Annotated in this window: 14 protein-coding genes and 2 pseudogenes; 2 read left to right on the top strand and 14 right to left on the bottom strand. The window is 37.9% G+C overall.

Going from position 1 to position 21,183, the window contains the following annotated elements:
• Nucleotides 1-2: 2 nt before the first annotated feature.
• The 8 genes and pseudogenes from QNH24_RS04065 to QNH24_RS04030 all read right to left on the bottom strand — a co-directional run bounded on the left by QNH24_RS04065 (nt 3) and on the right by QNH24_RS04030 (nt 13,780).
• Nucleotides 3-905 (bottom strand): fumarylacetoacetate hydrolase family protein, encoded by a 903-nt coding sequence (locus QNH24_RS04065; RefSeq protein WP_283870868.1) that lies wholly within the window; start codon nt 903-905, stop codon nt 3-5.
• Nucleotides 906-1,030: 125 nt separating this feature from the next.
• A complete protein-coding gene (locus tag QNH24_RS04060) occupies nt 1,031-2,197 on the bottom strand; it encodes a DUF418 domain-containing protein (RefSeq protein WP_283870867.1) in 1,167 nt (388 codons plus the stop codon).
• Between the two features lie 85 nt (nt 2,198-2,282).
• Nucleotides 2,283-4,742: pseudogene (gene addA / locus QNH24_RS04055) on the bottom strand (helicase-exonuclease AddAB subunit AddA); the annotation flags it as partial.
• 100 nt (nt 4,743-4,842) lie between these two features.
• A complete protein-coding gene (gene ltrA, locus QNH24_RS04050; protein ID WP_283870865.1) occupies nt 4,843-6,759 on the bottom strand; it encodes a group II intron reverse transcriptase/maturase in 1,917 nt (638 codons plus the stop codon).
• A 672-nt stretch (nt 6,760-7,431) separates the two neighbouring features.
• Nucleotides 7,432-8,694: pseudogene (locus tag QNH24_RS04045) on the bottom strand (UvrD-helicase domain-containing protein); the annotation flags it as partial.
• A gap of 1 nt (nt 8,695) precedes the next feature.
• Nucleotides 8,696-12,205 (bottom strand): helicase-exonuclease AddAB subunit AddB, encoded by a 3,510-nt coding sequence (gene addB / locus QNH24_RS04040; protein ID WP_283870864.1) that lies wholly within the window; start codon nt 12,203-12,205, stop codon nt 8,696-8,698.
• Between the two features lie 388 nt (nt 12,206-12,593).
• Nucleotides 12,594-13,217: a TVP38/TMEM64 family protein gene (locus QNH24_RS04035; protein ID WP_283870863.1), complete on the bottom strand. Its 624-nt coding sequence runs from the start codon at nt 13,215-13,217 to the stop codon at nt 12,594-12,596.
• Nucleotides 13,218-13,228: 11 nt separating this feature from the next.
• On the bottom strand, nt 13,229-13,780 hold the full coding sequence (locus QNH24_RS04030; protein ID WP_347342944.1) for a helix-turn-helix domain-containing protein: 552 nt from the start codon (nt 13,778-13,780) through the stop codon (nt 13,229-13,231).
• 124 nt (nt 13,781-13,904) lie between these two features.
• On the opposite strand from QNH24_RS04030, the gene QNH24_RS04025 reads away from it, so the two are divergent.
• Together QNH24_RS04025 and QNH24_RS04020 are read left to right on the top strand one after the other, a co-directional pair.
• The gene (locus QNH24_RS04025) at nt 13,905-14,636 is read left to right on the top strand and encodes an AzlC family ABC transporter permease (protein WP_054770139.1); all 732 of its coding nucleotides are present in this window, start codon (nt 13,905-13,907) and stop codon (nt 14,634-14,636) included.
• Nucleotides 14,633-14,959, top strand: coding sequence for an AzlD domain-containing protein (locus tag QNH24_RS04020; RefSeq protein WP_283870862.1), 327 nt, complete (start codon nt 14,633-14,635; stop codon nt 14,957-14,959). Before QNH24_RS04025 ends, QNH24_RS04020 begins: the two co-directional genes overlap by 4 nt.
• 48 nt (nt 14,960-15,007) lie before the next feature.
• On the opposite strand, the gene QNH24_RS04015 is transcribed toward QNH24_RS04020, so the two are convergent.
• The 6 genes from QNH24_RS04015 to QNH24_RS03990 form a co-directional block, all read right to left on the bottom strand.
• The gene (locus QNH24_RS04015) at nt 15,008-15,247 is read right to left on the bottom strand and encodes a DUF2198 family protein (RefSeq protein WP_054770141.1); all 240 of its coding nucleotides are present in this window, start codon (nt 15,245-15,247) and stop codon (nt 15,008-15,010) included.
• Entirely contained in the window at nt 15,247-16,428 is a 1,182-nt protein-coding gene (locus QNH24_RS04010; protein ID WP_283870861.1) for a PDZ domain-containing protein, read from the bottom strand. Before QNH24_RS04010 ends, QNH24_RS04015 begins: the two co-directional genes overlap by 1 nt.
• Before the next feature lie 142 nt (nt 16,429-16,570).
• On the bottom strand, nt 16,571-18,022 hold the full coding sequence (locus QNH24_RS04005) for a S41 family peptidase (protein WP_283870860.1): 1,452 nt from the start codon (nt 18,020-18,022) through the stop codon (nt 16,571-16,573).
• 323 nt (nt 18,023-18,345) lie between these two features.
• On the bottom strand, nt 18,346-18,936 hold the full coding sequence (locus QNH24_RS04000) for a redoxin domain-containing protein (protein WP_283870859.1): 591 nt from the start codon (nt 18,934-18,936) through the stop codon (nt 18,346-18,348).
• A 27-nt stretch (nt 18,937-18,963) separates the two neighbouring features.
• On the bottom strand, nt 18,964-19,602 hold the full coding sequence (locus QNH24_RS03995) for a hypothetical protein (RefSeq protein ID WP_283870858.1): 639 nt from the start codon (nt 19,600-19,602) through the stop codon (nt 18,964-18,966).
• Nucleotides 19,603-19,854: 252 nt separating this feature from the next.
• Nucleotides 19,855-21,156, bottom strand: a complete 1,302-nt coding sequence (locus QNH24_RS03990; protein ID WP_283870857.1) for a murein hydrolase activator EnvC family protein — start codon at nt 21,154-21,156, stop codon at nt 19,855-19,857.
• Nucleotides 21,157-21,183 lie beyond the last annotated feature (27 nt).

Below are 21,183 nucleotides of genomic sequence, written 5' to 3'. Positions count from 1 at the left end.
AATTATTCAAAATGATTTACTAATGTACCAATACCCTGAATCGATACTTTTACAGTATCTCCTGCTTGTAAAAATTGAGGCGGATTCATGCCTTTGCCAACACCAGCTGGCGTACCTGTTAAAATTACATCACCTGGCTCTAAAATTACATGTTGAGATAAAATAGATACGAGCGATTCTACAGTGAACATCATATCCTTAGTAGAGCCATTTTGACGCACTTCATCGTTTACTTTTGTGACAATTGTTAAATCTTGTGGATTTGGAATTTCATCTTTCGTCACAAGGTATGGTCCAAGTGGGCAAGTTCCATCTAAGCTTTTTCCTAAGAAAAATTGCTTATGTTTTTCTTGTAAATCACGAGCTGTAATATCGTTAGCAATTGTGTAGCCAAATACATAATCATATGCTAAGTTTTTCGGTATATTTTTACCACGTTTACCAATAACGACAGCAAGCTCACCTTCATAATCTAGTTTTGAAGAAAGGCCTGCATGTATCGAAATTGTTTGACCATCAGCTGCAATTGCTGTTGGAGATTTTGTAAATACCATTAAATCTGTCGGAGCTGCCTCTGCCCCCATTTCTTTTGCATGTTCATCATAGTTTTTACCAACACACATAATATTTTTCGGCGTACGCGGAATTGGTGATAACCATTCTATCACTGTGAATTCACGTTTAAAGCTATCTGCACGGTCTGATTTTTCAGCCGCTTCTACTAATTTACGAATCTGTTCAACAAAATCAAAGCCTAACGCAATACCATCCACGATTGAACTTGAAAAAGAAGGGAGAACTTGAAGTTCATTTTGAATAGCGAGTACATCCCATACCGCTTCTTCTTTTTTTACTTTCGGTCCAAAACTAACATGTCCACCTAATTTAAACGATAAAATTTTCATGATTTAAAGAGCTCCTTCTTTTTTCTACATAATACAACAATATGATAGAAATTGCCTTACTTTTGCGATAACAATTTTTATTGTTGTTAATTCTACATACTTTATGCTATTGAAGTAGAAAATACTTAACTTTCATTCAATTTTATTTTATATGTTAATTTACGCCAAATCGCTTCTAAAGGGCCTTGCCTCCATTTTGTTAGCCAAATTTCTGCTAGTATCATTTGCACAATTATTATGCCTAGTGCAATGAACACACCCGTTGCAACACTTACTTTCCCATACCACCCAAATCCAAACTGATAAAATAAAATCGTTCCAATAATGGATTGAAGTATGTACATTGTTAACGACATTCGTCCGATTTTTGCGAAGGGACTTAGAAGCTTTGGAACAACAGGGAGTAAGCAAAGTAATACAATAAGCCCTATATAACCAATAGATAAAATCGGGCCACCTATGTAAACCTTTAAGTAATCAAAAAGATACGTACGCGTAAACATAACAGGTAAACTCTTCACAAAAATACCAATTACCAACCCACCTATCGCTAACGCTATCCATAGCCACTTAAGTTCTCTTGCTCTTTCCACTAAACGCCATTTGGACGCTGCTGCACCTAATAGCATGTATGGTAAGATTGTAAATAAAGAGACAAACCACATTCCAATACTCATTTGGATCGATAAATCAGTTAAACGCTGCATAAAGGCATCTGCCCAATTCCCTGTACCATAAGCCGTTATTGCCTTCTCAACGGATGTAATATCTAAATATTCATCCACCTTTGTATCAAAATGAATAAATCCTACAACGAGTAACATAAAGGCTTGGAAAACACCAAAAATGATCGCACTGATTGTTACTAACCAAACTGACTGAAGACGTAATAATAGTAATAAAAACACGCCACAAAAAGCGTACATCATTAAAATATCGCCCCACCAAATTAACAAAGCATGCAGCAATCCAAATACAAATAGTACTATTAGTCGTCGTAGCCCTATCTTATAAAAGTTTTGCTGACGACTCAGTGCTTTTTGCCATTGCATAGCGAGCCCATAGCCAAATAGCATTGCAAATAGGGGATAAAAGCTACTTTGCACATATATATCTAAATTTTGCTGCCAAACGATATCTGATGGTGTTGTAAACCATGATGCCAGGTCAATATAAGGCATCGGTAAATAAAAAGCAAACATATTAACGAGTAGGATTCCTAACAAGCTAATACCTCGTAAAATATCTAATGTTGCAATACGCTCCTGCAACATTGTCGGTTTGAAATCCACCACATAACCTCCTCTTTCTTTTTGCCCTGTAGTGGAGCAGAGCCACTTCCTACTTGGAAAGCTCTGTTCACTGCAATGGCCATGTTTATGCATGTATGGATCGTTCAATATCAAATAAATACAATACTTTATCACTAATTTGAATCTGAAGAATGGATTCAATCGCTTCACTATAAACCTTTAGCTGAACGCCATATCGATCTAATATTTCCTTCGATAACGCAGGCTCCTTTGCAAAATGTGCTTGAATTCGGTCTGTCTTATAATCTAATAAAACCCAATTCCCATTTTCATCCTCAAATAAGCAATCAATTATACCTTGTACAATTTGAGCATCACCATCTTCATCAACTCTACTAATGGTGAACGGCATTTCTCTTCTTAGTTGTCGTGCTTTTTTAAAGCGCTGTCCAATCTCTGTTGTAAAGAAATTAAAAATTTTCTCTGCAGAAACTACTTGTCCCTCAGACTCTGTCAGCAGCTGCCTTGTTACTAAATCAGCAACAAACCTTTGTACCTCTTGGATATTCAGAAAACCATTTTGAGGTACATGCTGCATAACCGTATGAATGGCGGTTCCTATTTCTGCACCTGTGAGCTGCTGATGCTGTAAAAAGGATGGTCTAGGTGCAATAGATGTCGATCGCTGCCTAGAAGGTGAAGTAAAATAGTATTCAGGCTCATTTTGCCTTTGTAAATTTTCCAAACGTTTTATTTCACTGACAGATGTTTTCGAACGCTTCCTTGTGGATTTTTGAAAAGGATACTGTGCTTGAAAGCGTGTCGTAATTGTTGTCAGCATGGCTTTATCTTCTGGCGTTTCAAGTAATTGTTGTACCTCATTTTCTAGCGCATGTATATCGTACATATAATGGCTAGTTTTAATCGGACGAATCCACCAATGCGAGGCATCTTCCAATGGTTGATATGGTGTTGTCGCAATCGCTGTAAAATCAGCATGTCTTGCAACTGCAGGACCTATCCAATCAAAGTAGCTATTTGCCCTTGCGCGTAAATACTCCTGCAGCGGGGCATCCAAGGATAGACTTTGTGCATCCTGCCAATTGTCTCGTGTTTTACTCCAATTTTTCACTGAGCCTATTAAGATTAATCGCTCCTTTGCACGTGTCATTGCTACGTATAATACACGCATTTCCTCCGCACGCATTTCAAGCTCCTTTTTCTCCTTCAATGCTAAAAATGGTAAGGATGTATACATAATACGATTGTCTGGATCAATTGCTTTTACAGCAAGACCAAAATCTTGATCGAATAAATAAGGTAGATGGAAATCCATTTTATTAAATGGTCTACCCATCCCAGCAACAAATACTACTGGATACTCTAATCCCTTTGAAGAGTGAATCGTAACAAGACGCACAACATCATCTTTTTCTCCGATTGATTTGGCTGTTCCTAGGTCATCGCCACGTGTACGCATTCGATCAATAAAGCGTAAAAAACGAAATAGCCCTCTAAAAGAAGTTTGCTCATACATTAAAGCTCGATCATGTAAAATTCGTAGATTAGCCTGACGCTGTTTGCCATTTGGCATAGCACCAACCATCTCATAATAATGCGTATCTAAGTAAATCTTCCAAATTAGATCGGATAATGAACCGCGGCGTGCTAAATCTCGCCAGTTTTCAAATGCCAGCATAAAACGTTGAAGCTTCTCAAATGTGACAGCTTGTACACTATGCCCTTCACTGCGAATAAATTGCCTTAATGCATCATAGAATGGAGCCTTAGTATCCGCTAACCGAATTTTCGCCAGTTCATTTTCCGTTAAGCCAACAAAGGGGGCACGGAGTACAGAGGCTAAAGGAATATCCTGATAGGGATTATCGACGACCTTCAGTACATTTAGCATAATCATTACCTCTAACGCATCAAAATAACCTTTAGAGGACTCTGCATACAGCGGAATTCCAGCAAGCTTAAATTCCTCCACCAAGTCGGTTGACCAAGTCATGGAACGCATTAAAATCACAATATCACTATATTTTAATGGACGCTCAGTCTTAGTTTTGGTATCGTAAACAGTCGTTCCATCCTCCATCATCTGCCGAATTCGATCAATAATAAATCGAGCCTCATACTGTGAATTTTTTAATTCCTCAAGCTCTGTGGCTTCTTCTGTTGTAGTATCCTCTGACTTTTCATCCAGCTCCTCCTCCAGAGGGGGATGCATTATAACAAGCTCTACCGGCATCTCCCGATCATCATAAGGTGCCGCTGGTTTTAATGAGGCCTTTTCATCATATAAAATTTCTCCAACACGCTCACCCATAATCTGTGCAAAAATATAGTTTGTAGCGTTTAATACCTCTTTCCGACTTCTGAAGTTTGCATTTAAATCAATGCGCATACCAGTCGTATCAGGAGTCTCCAAAAACTCCCCATATTTACGCATAAAGAGCTTTGGCTCTGCTAAACGGAAGCGATATATACTTTGCTTGACGTCTCCCACCATAAAAAGATTTCCATCTAGTTCTTCACCTGTTTTTACAAGCTGTAAAATTGTTTCCTGCAGCATATTTGATATGGATAGGTAAGCATTTGAAGTAATCTCCTGCTTTTCCCCCCATTCACACCGTACGTGAGGGTTTCCCCTCATACGGCGTTCCATCAATTATGAATCTTTATACTAATACTTTATTTCCAGCTTTCACACGAAGTTTATTTACTTTGTCCAAACTTGGTTTTGTTAACTCTAACATTTGAAGGTATTTATTAATGATGTCTTCTGTTGTGGCATGAATCAGTTTATGGGCTTCTTTCGTTATAAAAACTAAGTTGTCATACTTATCGTTACCACCTTTTGCCTTTGGAACGATGTGATGTAATTCCATATTTTTCAGAATGAGTGCTTCTCCTGTGATAAAGCAAACCCCTTTTTGAGCAATGTATTTAGAAATACGATTGTCGTTGTATTCAATACTACGATTGATTACAGGATTTTTCATGAGATACTTCACAACTTCTTCTGATACTGATTTTTGCTTTTTATGAATCAGACTTCTACCTTCAACTGTATAATTATTGATTTCTTGCGTAAAGTTTGTTGGACTTTTGTGTTTGATTCCATCAATAGGGAATATCGCTACTTTCGCAACGAATATCTTTTTCTTGCCAAGATAATCTTTGAAATGTTTCTTGTAGTACGTACTTGGCTCACCTTTATCCGATGAAACTTTCTTCAAGCTGTTATATAAGGTTCGTTTGACTGAAAATGCAATTTCACTAAAATCTTTCGTTACCATCGTTGCTTGCTGATAGAAGTTATGAAGTCCTAGAATTGTTGCATTGAGCTTGGACACTTCTGAAGCATTAGATTTCTTTTTAATTCGTTTGATGTTTTCTTTGATTTTGCTAATTGCGTTTTTCTTCGCCTTATTTGTCATGAATGATTTTACGGTATGCTTCTTTTTATTTCTAGCCACTTTCATTTTAAAGCCTAGAAATTCCGAGAAGTTTTTCCTTAAATTAATGACCTTTGATTTTTCTTTACTAATGTCGAGATGTAATCTTTCTTTTAACCATTTTTTCACACCTTCGAAAATCTTGAAGGCACTTTTATGGTCTCTACAAAAGATTTTAAAATCATCTGCATATCGCACAATGAACATTTCTTTCAAGCTTGTGGCTCTTTTTAAGGTACTATATTTCACTGACCTATCAAGTCTAACCTTGCCACCAATAATTCTTTTACGCTCATAGTTTTTCTGTGTTTCAAACGTTTCCCACTGATTGCTTATCCACCAATCTAATTCGTTTAGCACAATATTAGATAATAGGGGTGATAAAATACCACCTTGAGGAGTCCCTTTATTAGGTGTTCCTACTCCTGCAATTTCTGCTTTCAGTAGTTTACTTATGATTGAGAGAACCTTTTTATCCTGGATACCCATTGACCACATTTGTTTAAGAAGTTTGCCATGATTGACGTTATCGAAGAAACCTTTGATGTCAATATCAACCACATAGTGCAGTTTGTTGATGTTTGCTAATGTTACTGCTCTAGAATATGCATGTAAAGTTCCTCTGTTCGGTCGAAAACCGTAACTGTGATTATGGAATTTCGCTTCGCATATTGGCTCTAGAATTTGTTTAATACATTGTTGAATGATTCGGTCTTCGATTGTCGGAATGCCGAGTGGTCGAATCCCTCCATTAGCTTTTGGTATTTCTTTTCTTCTTATTTTGTGTGGTATGAAGTTTTCAAGTCTTTTTCTGATATAATCAATTAATGCGTTCGGGTCTTTTTCTCCGATAGTAACGATTGTAGATTCATTAATACCTTTGGTGAAAGAACCCTTGTTTTTCTTGATGTTTCGATATGCCAGTAAAATATTTTCTCTATTAATAATCAATTCATACAGATTTTTAAAGCGTTTGTTCATTTGACTTGCTTTGTAAAGGTCATCTAAGGTTTGTTGCATGTCGTAATATTCATTGTTTCGTAAGGACTGTCGTTTTAAAACTTTCTTGTTTGCTGTTTCAGTCAATACTCTCACCACTTTATTACTTCTTTTGGCGATTGCATTTCTTTTAGTCATACGAGAACCTGATAGTATAAAGTAATGTTTTAGTTATTCATAAATTGACTAATGGCTATCCCTCCACCGCTTATTATCACGGCTTCACTGGTACTGTGCCATCACTTTCACTGTGCTTAAAATGAGGTTATACTATAGACGCTTTCCCTCATACCGCTTCAACGAGTACAATCTCTCCACGTAGCCAGCTTACCACGTTCCAAGAAATCATATCTGTACATATAATACTTTTAGGTCATTCCTCTAACCCTGTTAGCTGGATAGTGCCTGTAACACTATAAGGTGTTTCATAAAGACAAATTTTACTCCACCTCACTAACCCAACAATAAGTTGGTGTACCCTTTCGAATACCTATACCTCTAGAGCCGTACATTCGGAATTTCGTCAGTAGGAAGTTTTGTTCCCTACATTCTAACCATGAGTATTTTTATAGAACCCCAGTCTATCCATCCCACAGAATACCTCTATCCCGCTTTCCTTCTTTCGATTAGGAGGATGTTCAACTGACTTCACCGAGCTTATAACATCATCACGATTGCACGCGACAATGCTATTCGGAGGATTAGGTCGAGCCTTTCAGAGCGTTACCTCATCATTCGACTCATCTGATTTCTTAGTTCTCCTAGCGAAATGATGCTAGTGGCTAATCTTTTCAATTAGCAACGTGTCGCACTATCTTGATACTCATCCACAAGTACTTCTTTAAAGCGCTTTTTTAAATCCATAGCAACAGGTGATGGCTGTAAATCTCCATTTACTTCCTCTGATAAAATTTGGAGGGCAAAATGCTCTAAATCTGAGAAATCAATAATTCCCCGTTCTAATTTTGCTAGACGAAACTGTTCACTAAACACATTTGTCAGTCCCACTAATGTGCCAATCGTTGGGGCCATTAAACGAATTTCCTCTAGCAGGCGAGCAGGCGTTCTAACAAAATAGGTTTCTTTTATTTTGTTAACAATTTTTTTAGCAGCCTCTCGCTTTTTCTTTGCAAGCTCCTGTAATTCCACATCCACTAAAGCGTCCTTGGACACTCGCTTTAACGTTGACCATTTGACAGTGGCAAAGTAATCAAAGAGCTCCTGCCATGTTCCCTTATGACTAATACGAATGCCTTCCTGAATCATCGCAAAATCAATTTCTGCCGTTTCAGCATAGGGTGCTGGTCCTGTTGGCTGTAACGTTATTGCTCGCATTTCAGAAATTAATACAAATGCTTCTTCAAGACTATGCTTTACGGTTAATTTCACATAGTTCGACAACTCTACATCATCAATGGTCACATCCTCCGCTAACTCATATGTTTTAGGAAGACTGTTCAGCCATTTTTTCGGTACTGCATGAACGCGAGATGTATCATAGAGCTTGCTAATTAACGTTTCAATAGCTTGATCATCACGATCCGATGTAAAACTATCGACTAAACGAAAGATTGCTTGAACTTGCTCCTCATCCTCAGAATCATATGCAGCTTCAAGTACTTCTGCTAAAATATCATCTCTCAACAAGGCAACCTCTGCCTCATTTGCAATACGAAAGCCTGGATCAATGTCTAATAGATAGGCATACTGTTTTACAATGGCTAGGCAGAACGAATGTAATGTTGAAATTTGTGCTTTATTAACTAGACTAAGCTGGCGTCTTAAATGATTGGAAGTAGGGTTTTCTGCAATTGCCTTTTCAAGCGCCTCAGCCATTCGATGACGCATCTCTGCTGCAGAGGCATTGGTAAAGGTCACAACTAACAGCTCATCTACGTTAATCGGATTCTCTATTGCAATGACCTTTTCAATCATACGATTAATCAGTACGGCTGTTTTCCCAGAACCTGCTGCTGCAGACACAAGTGTATCCTGTCCACTTGCATAGATAGCCTTCCATTGATCATCAGTCCATGTAACATTCATTGGTTTTTCAGGTATTGCTTGTACCAAGTTACTTCATCTCCTTTCGTATTTTTTCAACAATTTCATTCGGCTTCGCTTGCATTAATTGTCGATAGCTTTGCTTGCCATCAGAGGGATCAAATTGACAAACAGCAGAAAACTGACAATAATCACAGGCTGTTTTTGATTTTAATTTATACGGACTGATAGAAGTATCTCCAGATAGAATACCATTGCCAGCCTCTTGATGCTTTCGACGCACAAAATGTTGCAAATTTTTCATATCGTTAACAGGAACTATCCGTGACTGAGATTCGGATGGTGTTCCATCTTTTTTCATATATACAGGAATAATTTTCGAATGCCCACTTGATTCTTCCAACTGCTCGTCCATTGATAAAATGGCCTCTGCATTCTCTGATAGCAATCCCTTCATTTTATATTGCTTTAAACGATCCTCTTCTATTTCACTATCACTTAAATCCTTGTCAAGCTTTAACATTGGGTTATGAACATGTACATACAGTACTCCTGCTGGCTCTGTTTCGCCTGGTAGCCAATAAGAGCTGTTTTCCATCGCTACATCTAAATAAGTAAGGACCTGTAAAGATAGTCCATAGTAAACTTCATTTAAATCTAAATCACGAGCTGAAGATTTATAATCGACGATGCGTAAATATGAGCGATCATCGATAGACGCGCTATCCACTCGATCAATACGGCCACGCATAAACATTTTCTTCCCACCAGCTAAATCGATTTCAAGAGGAGGAAGCTGTTCATGTTGACCTGGTCCAAATGATGTCTCAATAGCAATTGGCTTAAAGTGGGAAACATTTGCATGCTGTGTCAATGCCGTCATTGTTCGTTCAACAATACGGATAAGCTTACGTTGAATATAACGATAACGCGCACTGGATAATAGGATTTGATGAGAAAAGACTGGCACAATTTGCTCCACTGCTTGGCGTGCCAATTGTTTAATTTGCTGTTTCGTTAAACGTACCCACGACAGCTGTTGTCGATGTGTCTCCTCTGTAATCCATTTCAGTGCTTCATGGAATAAATCACCCATTGCAAAGGTTTCTAATCTATATTCTGCACGTTCCTCTAACCGAAGCCCATAGGTTGTAAAATGCGAAAATGGACATCTGAAATATTTTTCAATTCGAGAAACACTGGATGTTAGTTTTTGACCGTATAACTCCTGTGTAATATATGTTTCAAGTGGTTGTGCTTCATTTTTATGCGTAATAGGTTGGAGAACCCGTTCAAAAATCAGTGCCCAATATGGATCCTGCTCATAAAATTTTTGTAATGCCAGCCATTCTGGCGCAAGCTCATGGCTATGCTCAGCTTGTCGTAGTTGCATCATAAGATGGGCTAAAGCTGTGCGTGGATGACGTAAATATGGTAGTGGATTATCTTCTAGTAATTCAATTGGATCCATAACAACCCGCTCAACAGCTACCCCACTTAAAAGACCTGGTGTATTTCCATTGCCGATTATTTTTTTTATATAAAGTGAAGATAATAACGCCTTCCCTTCTTCATCCGCTGTAGGATAGGACAAGAACAATTTATCAGAAGGCGTCGTTAATGCTCGATATACTAAGAAATTTTCTTGGAGTAAACGATTTTTAGATGTCGGTGCAAGCTCATACCCAATTTGGTTAAACCATTCACGTTCAACATCTGATAATAACCCCTCATACTCCATACGTGTTGGGTAGATGCCATCATTGATGCCTAAAACGAAAGCGACTTTGATATTCGATAAACGAGCTAAATCAACCGTCGCTACCATCACTTCATCTAAGGTAGGTGGAATACGGGAAAATTCTAATGTATCAAAGCCCTCATCTAGAATTTTTGCTGCTTCCTCGACAGTCATCTGTTGTTCCCCAAACATATACACAAACTGATCGAGCACAGCAATCCATTCTTTCCATGATTGGTCATGCTCGCTTGCTGCTAAGGCATCACCTCGATCCAGTTCACGGTCTTTCAAAGTCTGCAGCTTATCATAGACCTTTAAATCCTCAATTATTTCAAATAATGCAGTCGCTACATCTCTACCTGTTGTCGCTACTTCTAGCTTGTCTTGTAACAATTTTAGTGGTTGTCGAATTTCATCTCGAATAGCCTCGATTTCCGCCTGCATAGCACGTTCCTCATCCGTTTGTACCTTAGAATGGAATTCAAGACCTCGATATTTTTTGAAAAACCATCGAGATTCCTCAAACCACCGCTCACCATAAATACCCTGTGCTAAGCAATAATTCTCTAAACGATCTGCACGCTCACGCCAAACATTTAGCTCAGCGTGTAATGGGAAAAATAAATCCGTTTTGACACTACGGAAAATCGGTTCGTACTTCCAATTAGAAGTAACCACTTCTAAAACAGAACGACTAAGCTCTATTAATGGATGATGGAGCATGGTCTTTTTAGAATTTGTAAAAGTAGGAATTTCATATTGCTGAAAAATTGTTGAAATAAGTGGATCATAAACTTCTGCTTGTCTATAAAGAAGCACAATATCCTGATAACGATAGCCATCCTCCTTTGTCAGCTTTGTTATTTCCCGGGCAATGGCATGTATCTCAGCGCGTCGATTGGATGCTTCAAGCACCTTAACATCACCAGAAGTTTCTATTGATTGGGGTACCAATTTGGAAAATTCTTCTTCAACATGCTGTAAATCTTTAGATTGAAAACGGTACGTATAATAAAAATGTAATGGTGCATCAACTTCAATGCCCTCTTCATTTGCAATATCGTGTAAACGTTTATTGGTTAATGCAGCTTCATGAAATAAAGACTGCTCATCATAAGCTTCATCAATATGATCAAAGGGCAGAACAACTGTAACTTGTTTCGTCACCTTTAATAGCTCTTTGACTAACTCCAACTCTCGCACAGTAAAAGCTGTAAATCCATCTATATAAATCGTAGCTTGCTTCATCGTCTCAGAATCTTTCAAATGCTCGGTTAAGATTGGATAATAGCCTTCACTATCGACATAAGTCGTACCAAGTCGAGCCTCTAAAGCTTGTAAAACTACCTGTAAGTCATTAGTTTTAGCTTGTAATGTATGTGGAGCATCTACGGCTTTTAAGGATGCAGTTACTTCTGCTAGCACCGAGCTATTGACACTATAACGACTAAACTCACGTAATAATGTCTCTATTTCCTCTGTAAAACCTCTTTTTCCAGCAGCTTGGCGAAATAATGAAAACTCATCTTTTTGTTCCTCTAACAGTTTACGAATAAGCATTCGATAGCCATATCCATTAACTTCTTTTCGTGCAATACCGCCAGTTTCCTGTAATACAAGCCATGCTAATCGTTTAAATGTCATGACCTGTGCACGGATTAACCCCTGTAAGCCATGCTTATTCGTTAGCTCATACTCCGTCGAATAAGACATTTGGTCAGGAACAATCACAAAAATCGGATGACCCAATGGCTCTGATTTTAATTGCTCAACAATCTCTTGATGAATAAATGTTGATTTACCAGTTCCTGATCGTCCTGAAACAATGCGCAATGTCATATAAGGTTCCCCTCCTATATCTATTTATTGATAAACCTGTATTTTGAATGTTTTATGTCAATTAAACCTAAGCACTTTTCTATTCTACCTGAGTAATTCCCACTTGGAGCCGAGCGATTTTCTCTTCAACCTGAGCGATTCCCAGTTGGGGCGGAGCGGTTTTCTCTTCAACCCGAGCGATTCCCACTTAGGGCGGAGCAGTTTTCTCTTCAACCCGAGCAGTTTCCTCTTGGGGCGGAGCAGCTTTCTTTTCATCCCGAGCACTTTCACTTGGAGCGGAGCACTTTTTTATCTGGGCAATAACTTCCTTTCCTAAGAATAAGATAAAAACCCCTTCTCTCATTTTACATGATACAAGGGGTTAGATGTGTATATTCAACTTCCTTACTTAATGATGTTTCGTCAATTTTCGCACCTGCTTTAGATCTCTCTCCACACGTGCGTTTAATCTTTTCTCTATAAGCTTACCGATCCACCAAAGTAGGACAATGGCAATTGCTGCAATAATTAGTCTTACAGGGCTTGTTAGTAACGATTTTAAATCATAACCAAGTACGCTCATTCCTAAAATCATAACGAACTTACCTGCCAATAACACCACTAAATAATATTTTTTATGAATATGGGAGAGTCCAGCTACTATGTTGACAATTACAGAAGGTGTAAAAGGAAAACAAAGTAACACAAACAGTGGGCTAATTCCATTCATATCAACCCATTTTATTAGCTTCTTGACCTTACTACTCCCTGTTACAAATTGTAGCTTCGGGTGCTTGCCAAAATGTCGTACAAGTAAAAATACTGCATATGACCCTGCTACAGAGCCTAACCATGATAATAAGAAACCAAACCATAAACCAAACGCGCTAGCATTGGCCACAACGAAGACAACTAAAGGTAAAAACGGTAAAAATGCTTCTATAAAAGGTAATAGCAATCCAATGACTGGGCCAAGCGTCCGATACTGTGCTGCTACATGTTCAATATTTTCTACAGTAAACCATTCATTCAAAATTGACACCTCTATTTATACTGCAAAATTAAATGTAAAATCGTTAACGTTTCCGAAGTATTTTTATATTCATGGGGCTGATGACCTGAGAATACCAATGTATCCCCTTCCTTAATTAATTCATGCATATCGCCAGCAGAAATAACAGCTTGTCCTTGTATAACAATTACAGTTTCTTCTACCCCTTCTGTATGTGCTTCACTCCTACTTAATGCACCAGGCTCCATTTCGATCTTGTAAAACTCCCAGCCACGCTCCGGATTATAAGGAATAATCGAATAAACTCGATAGCGCCCCTCATCTTCATCTACATGAGGTGCATCATCACTGCTATATTTCATGAAATGAGCTGTTGGTGGCTGTAATAAAGAGGAAAAGGAAATGCGCATCCCCGCAGCAATTTTCCAAATGGTTGATACAGTTGGATTGGCTTCTCCCTTTTCAATCTGTGCAAGTTGCGCCTTACTTACACCTGTAGCTTTAGAAACTTCGTCTAAGCTTAAATGACGTTGCTGTCGAATCTTCTTTAATTGAAATGCTAAATTTCGGCTCATTTGTTCCACTAGTATTCACCATTTTCTATTGTTTATTTTATCAGACATATGTATACTTTAATAAACATCAAGAACTATCAAACTATTCCATCATTAGTATACATGGAAATTTTTCAGAAGGGATGACCTATTTATGACAAGTACAACAGAGCTTCGAAATGAAGCTACTCACTCACCAAATGACAGCTTTATACAGGGCATAAAAGATTGTATCCCGACATTACTCGGTTATATAAGTATAGGACTTGCTTTCGGTGTTGTAGGTTCCGCATCTGGCTTATCAGTACTCGAAATTGCACTTTTAACTATTTTGATTTATGCAGGCTCGGCCCAATTCATCTTTTGCGCACTCCTTTTAACAAATAGCCCTGCTTCTGCTATCATTGTAACCATTTTTGTCGTAAATTTACGTCATTTATTAATGAGTTTAACAATAGCTCCACATTTTACACGCTATTCCATGCTCAGAAATGTTGGATTTGGTACATTGCTAACAGATGAAACTTTTGGTGTAGCCGTAACAAAGCAAATGCAGACTGGCAAGTTGTATGGAAAATGGATGGATGGGTTAAATATCACCGCCTATTTGTTCTGGATTCTCTCCTGTGTTGCTGGCGCATTTTTAGGCCAATGGGTGGCAAATCCAGAGAAATGGGGTTTAGATTTTGCCTTAATAGCGATGTTTGTTGCATTGCTTGTCCTTCAGCTTAGCAGTGTTGGGAAAAATAAAATCATGCATTACCTTATGTTAATTGGCTATATGATTGTTATCATGTACGGTCTATCTTATCTTGTACCTTCACACGTGGCTGTTCTTCTTGCAACAGTTATTGTAGCGACAATTGGGGTGGTGACAGATAAATGACAACAACTGCTTATATGGTATGGCTAATCATTGGCTGTGCACTAGTAACTTGGTTACCACGTGTTATTCCATTTATTTTTGTTCGCAATGTTAAACTTCCAGAAATTGTCCTAAAATGGCTAAGCTTTATTCCTGTTTGTATTTTGAGTGCTCTTGTTATTGAAAACTTATTGGATACTGACAGTGGGAAAGTTGTTACATTGAATTGGCCAGTATTTCTTACATTTGTGCCAACTTTAATCATTGCACTTCTTACAAAAAGCTTATCTATTACAGTTGTTGCAGGCGTCATTATTATGGCAGCCGTACGATATTTCATGTAAAAAGGTCAGTCCGAAGCGGTATATCACTTTGGACTGACCTTTATTGGACTAAGGATTGAAATCTTTTTTATGCTTCATTTTACTGGCTAACCAAAAACCTACAGTTAACGAAAATGCATCAATCACAAAGATAATAGGTGGAGAAGTATACCCTGCATAGACAGATGCCGCAATAAGGGCAATCGCTAGAATCAAAGCAACATAGCGATTAAACGTAATCCTAGTAAACAATAATACTAGTAATGCAGGTACAAATAACGCTAACACCATTTTCCCGAAAACATCCATTAGATATCCCTCTGCTCAGCTAGCAATAATCCGATTCGGTAATGATCATTGCTATAGATTACATGCTGTGTTAGGCGTATTTCATTATTACGGTCTAAAACCTCTAGACGACAATGCGCTGCGTTTAATTGTAAAGCTTCATATAATTCAGCTTCAGTAAAAATAGGGCGTCCATTTACTTTACGAATACACTCTCCTACAAGTAGACCCATTTTTTCAGCAGGCGAATCCGGTAATACTGCTGCGATTATGGCCCCTTTTGTACTTTGTGAAACTGCATAAATATCAGTTTTATCTTGCATCGCATAATAGATGGAAATAATGACACGAATTACCACACCTACTGCTAAGGTTATAAAACCGATTAATGGCTCCAAGTATGCTGCTAACCCACCGATTAAAATAAGCTGTCCTAGTATAAGCACTGATCTCCCTATTTTAGGCAACTTCAAGGCCGGTAACTCTTTTCTCGCAAGCTTTGAAAATCCTATGACTATCGGAAATAGGACAAGTGCAAATTGATTGTCACCTAATGTAAATTGTGGCCAATAGGGCAATGCTGATGGAATAATTTCTCCAGGCATTACAAAGAAAATTGGTAATATCCAAACATTTCTTGTACGATATACAATAGCCTGCATCCCACGCTTCGTTTTTTCAACACAGGGCGTTGTTACCTTAATGGCTGTTCGACGAATTAATATACCCTCAGCAATCACACATAGGCCTGCTAAAATGGTAATGGTTACGATAGAACCTTCTAATAAATTTACACCTTCCACTGATATTTTCCACCATGAAAAAGTCCAATGGTAATGAAACATTCCCCATATGGCGAAAGCAGCAAGTCCCATCGTATAAATAGGAGAAAGTGCGTTTATAAAAAATAGGAATAGTGCCAAAACCGAAATAGCTATCAGCCATAATAAAAAAGCTTTAGGTACTGTTAAACCAGCACCAACACTTAATAGTGAAATAATAAGGGCGCAAAGCCAACCATGCTTCCATTGCCCAACTAGTTCTGTCCATCCCCAAACAATGCGTCTATTAAAAAATTTACGTTCCTGCTTTACGCGACGATACCCTAAAAAAATTGCAAAAATAATTGCAATATAAAGTAATGGATTGAGTAAAAAGCGGCCAATCGCTGTTACAACTTCAATTAAAATATCACTAACCATACGAACACCCGCCATTTCTGTCTTTAATACTATGAATTTATTGTATCAAACGACTACACACTTGCGTAGTACAAACTAAAGATATTGTCATTACATAACGATATTCAGCGGATGTCTTTTTTACAAATCAAATTTCTATTATCTACTGTTCTATATTGTGCAATAAAAAGCTTGTCGCCATTTGGAATTGTAAATCATTTTGGCGATCCATTTTATACTGCTTTAAAGTATCATTTAAGCTATTAAAGAATGTTGAATCTAGATAAATATTATCTTCTGCCTGCTTTAATTTTTTCTCATCTCGGTACTGCATAACCGCTTCCTCTGTCTTTTCATCCAGATAACCATCTAGGCGATCAATTTTATAACCTAGCTTTTTTAAAGCATTCTGCGTATATGAGATTTCCTCACTCATATCCCCGACTTTAAACTTGCCTGATAATGGATGCATTTGGAAGGCGAATAATTCGTTTTGTTCAATCACTAAATTTGCCTCTATTCCTTGCCCATGAATCCATTCACGTTTAGGTGTCAGCCATTTATTTGTGGATAGTTTTAGTTCTCCACCATTTGATAAAGCCCAAGATTCCTGTACAGTTCCTTTACCAAAGCTCTTAACACCAACGATGGATGCACGCCCCCATCCTTTTAAGGCACCACCAAGTACCTCGCTAGCCGATGCACTGCCTTCATTTTGTAAAATTACAATCGGAATTTTATACATCGCTTGTAAATATTTCTCGTCAAAGCTTTTTGCTTCTGTTTTTAATGGTTCCATAGCACCTTCAGCATTTTGCATATACGCAAATACTTTGCCATTTTCTAATACCGTGCTCAGTAGCGCTGCGACGCTATGTAAATACCCACCTGGATTATCCCGTACATCAATGACAAGTCCCTCAATATCTTTTCTCAGTAATTTACTCGTTTCAGTAACCCATTCATTTGCCGTTTTTTCACCGAAGATTGAGATTTCCACATAGCCGATTGACGTATCTTCCACCTTGATTACTTCACTTGATACCGTTTTATTCGATATTGCAGCTCGCTCCATTGTCATTTTTATATGCTTATCCTCACTGGGGCGATAAACGACAATGGTAACTTTCGTGCCTTTTTCCCCTTGAATTAATTGCATTAACTCACTCATCTTTTTCCCATCTACTCGAACTCCATCTACTTGTACAATTTCGTCGAGAGAGCGCATGCCTGCCTTCTCCGCTGGGGATGAACGAACAGGAGATACAACAATAAATTTGCCATTATTTTCAGTTAGCTCAATACCAATGCCCACTCTTTCTTCAGCTAACATTTGTCGATGCTGCTCTGCCTCCTCCTTTGAATAATAGGTACTATAAGGGTCCTTAATCGCATCTGCCATACCTCGCAGTGCCCCCTCCACCAATGATTCCTTTTTCGTATTATATACAGATTTCTCCTCAATCAAGTTCATAGCTTCATTGATTGATTCAACCTCTGTGACGACTGGCTCCTTTTTATTCCCTACACCTAAATTAAACCAGTCAAAATAAATTCCACTACCTAGCAATAAGCTACTAGCTAGTACTCCGACACCAGCCATTATTTTACGCAACTCTTCCCTCCTCCGTCTCTTTTACTGTATGACTTTTTTTTTTCAAACATACAAGATTGCGCTTCAAAATAATTTATTGAATGCCAGATGCGTCTAATTCAATAGTTTTCATCAATTACGCCCTAGCCTAATAGTTTTTGAACTTGCTCGAAAAGCTCCTCTGCAAAATCTGTGATATTTACTGTGGACTTTACGTAGATGGAAGTTTTCTGTACCTAAAAACATTTGTTGCTGTCGTTGCGCTTTCGCACAGTAAAGATCTTCTGAATCAAGAAAAAAACTGCTACGCCTCTAAATAGAAACGAGCAGATTTATTCGTGTGTTTAGTCTAATGCATCCACATAAGTTTTTAACATATCAGCATCCATGGGGCCTTTTATAGCTCGTTGAATATAGCCATTAGAATCAATAAAGTATGTTGTAGGTATTGGTATTATTTGATAATCTGAACCAGCTGAATTCTCTGGGTCAAGAACAATGGGAAAGGTTAATTCGAAGCTATCCCTAAAGGTCATTACTGTATCAATTTTAGCATCAGCCGTCACATCACGTTCAGCCGAGGTTAAATTGACAGCTACAATTTCTACATTATCTTCTTTGGCATATTGTTCGTAATAGCTTTGCATATGTGGCATTTCAGCCCTACATGGTGGACACCAAGTCGCCCAAAAATTTAAAACAACCTTTTTCCCACGAAGACTACTCAATGTTACCTCTTCTCCATCTAGACTTGTGAGTGTAAAGTCTGGTGGTGTGTCTCCATTTTTCAAGCCAATAGTTCGCTCCTCCATCTCCTTTCCTAGTGAAGCCGTTTCAATTTCTCGCTCCTTATCAATTTGCTGTCTAACATATGTACCAACCATCGCAACTACTAACAATATGACAATTAGTAGCCCTATATTTTTCTTCTTCATTATTTCCCTCCAATGATCTTTGCTCTTTTAACAGCCGTCTTTCGTTTCAAATTTTTTTACAAAAAGCTGCAACTGTAAACCCATTATAAGTAATATAACGCTGATCCCTACAGCTGGTTGCCATAACCCAAGCGGCTGAAAACTAGCTACAATAATTAATCCACTTGTATAGACAAGTAATGCATGATCGATAGCAGATATTTTCCATAATATGAGGATTGTTAGTACACTTAGTACAGCTAAAGTTATAATTTCGCTATTAGTCGGATTATCATTCAGTAATACAACTAGCCATTGATAAATCGATTGAGTTAAAATAATTGCCCAGCTGTATGCACTTGCTCCTATTGCATCAAACTGTAATTTTTGTTTCTTCCAAAGAAGCTGCAGTGATACTGCTATAGCAGCTAATAAGACACCTACTGTACCACCATTGAAATAAAGCAATGCAAAAGGTTGAGCCATAATAGTTTTAGCATCAGTTACAATGACACTAAATTTCCAAACAAGTATAAAGGTCAAAATGGCATCGGCATATACCCCAGACCATTTTTTAGGGAATTGCATTCGTAAAACTAGCCATACAATGACAAATGCCATTAGAAGAGCAACAGCAGTTGCCGGCAATGTTAATGTCCGAATAGAGTACCATTCCGTATTAATCACCCAAAATCCTCCACAAAAAGATATTTTCAGCATAGCATATATTCTTTGTGTGAAACGCCATTTCACACTGTTTTAAGAAATTCTTCAGAAAGTAATTTGAAAATGTATACTTTCATCATTTGCACATACCCCTATAGGTATTGTAAATTGTAACATTAAAGAATCGATTTGTATAATACAAGCATTTCATCTACTTTGTTTAAACATCAAAAAAGCCATACATTAGACTATGCTAATGTATAGCTTCACTATTTACAACGGAATATACTTCAATGGATTGACACTACCAACTGCTTGTCCACGCCAAGCGCCAATGTGCACCTCAAAGTGTAAATGTGGTCCTGTTACGCGACCAGTACTACCCATTGTTGCAATTTGCTGACCTTGAGAGACCTCTGCACCTACACTTACATTGAAGGAATTTAAGTGTGCATATACTGTCGTATAAATTTGGCCATCGATAGAGTGTGTAATAATGACTACATTGCCATATGTGCTAAGTGGTGCCGCATAGGATACAACACCATCAGCTGCTGCCCATATGGGTGTTCCTGTCTTATTGGCAAGATCCACACCATAGTGGAATTCTGGACCCGCACCAATATTACGCCAGCCATATGGTGAGGTTAAACGACCATTAGTAGGTGTAATCCATGTACCATCAGATTGTGGTGCATTGACAGTTGATGAACCACCACCCCCATGATTGCCTGCATTTGCTGCTGCAGCAGCGGCTGCCTTGCGTTTTGCTTCCTGCTGACGAGCAATTTCCGCTAATCGATTTTGTTCATCAATAATTTTTTGTTGTAATTCCTCACTAATTTCAAGGGCTTCAGAATATTCTTTTTCTAGTAATACTTTTTCAGATTTGAGCTTTTCCTGCTCTTTTTCTAATTGATCTACTAATTTATTTTTCTCTGTTTTCTGTCCATCTAAGGATGCCTTTAAACGTTCAAGTTCAGCTTGTTTTTCTTCAAGCTTTTGGCGTTTATTTTCTAAAGCCTTCTTTTGTTCCTCTAAAGTTTGCTTGTCTTCTTTTTGATCACGGATAATTTGACGATCCGCATCTAGTAAAGCATTAACAGCAGAGAATCGATCGATAAAATCTACGAAGCTATTAGATCCTAATAATACGTCTAAATAGCTAACAGAGCCGCCCGCTTGGATTGCACGAGCACGATCCTGCAACAATAAATCACGCTCTTCAATTTTACGTAGAAGCTCTGCTATTGAATCCTCTAATGCTTTTATTTCTTCATTAGTAGAGCGCACTTCTGCAAGTACATTTTTGATATTACTATTGGTTTTGTCGATTTCAGCGTTCAACGTTTGAATTTGATCTAATAGCTTTTGTTGCTTGTCTTCATTTGCAGTGATAGCATTTGTTTTATTTTTAATGGATGAATTTAATTCATTTTTCTTTGTTTCCACTTGTTTTTTTTCATCTTTTAAATCCGATAAACTAGTTGCATATGCTGATGGAGTTTGGATAAAAAGAAATAGTGCAGATACTACTGCAAGTGTTTTCATTGAGTTTTTCGCCTTACTTTTCACCGACTGAACTCCCCTTCGACTATTTTT

This window comes from Lysinibacillus pakistanensis (genome assembly GCF_030123245.1).
Taxonomy (GTDB): domain Bacteria; phylum Bacillota; class Bacilli; order Bacillales_A; family Planococcaceae; genus Lysinibacillus; species Lysinibacillus pakistanensis.
The sequence above is the reverse complement of the archived record's forward strand: the minus strand, read 5'-3'. Positions and strand labels throughout refer to the sequence as shown.

Bases quoted from the DNA above. Each gene is read 5' to 3' on its own strand.
- QNH24_RS04010 (WP_283870861.1), bottom strand. From the start codon at position 16,428: ATGGTTAGTGATATTTTAATTGAAGTTGTAACAGCGATTGGCCGCTTT.
- QNH24_RS04065 (WP_283870868.1), bottom strand. From the start codon at position 905: ATGAAAATTTTATCGTTTAAATTAGGTGGACATGTTAGTTTTGGACCG.
- QNH24_RS04015 (WP_054770141.1), bottom strand. From the start codon at position 15,247: ATGGATGTTTTCGGGAAAATGGTGTTAGCGTTATTTGTACCTGCATTA.
- QNH24_RS04025 (WP_054770139.1), top strand. From the start codon at position 13,905: ATGACAAGTACAACAGAGCTTCGAAATGAAGCTACTCACTCACCAAAT.
- QNH24_RS04020 (WP_283870862.1), top strand. From the start codon at position 14,633: ATGACAACAACTGCTTATATGGTATGGCTAATCATTGGCTGTGCACTA.
- QNH24_RS04000 (WP_283870859.1), bottom strand. From the start codon at position 18,936: ATGAAGAAGAAAAATATAGGGCTACTAATTGTCATATTGTTAGTAGTT.
- ltrA (WP_283870865.1), bottom strand. From the start codon at position 6,759: ATGACTAAAAGAAATGCAATCGCCAAAAGAAGTAATAAAGTGGTGAGA.
- addB (WP_283870864.1), bottom strand. From the start codon at position 12,205: ATGACATTGCGCATTGTTTCAGGACGATCAGGAACTGGTAAATCAACA.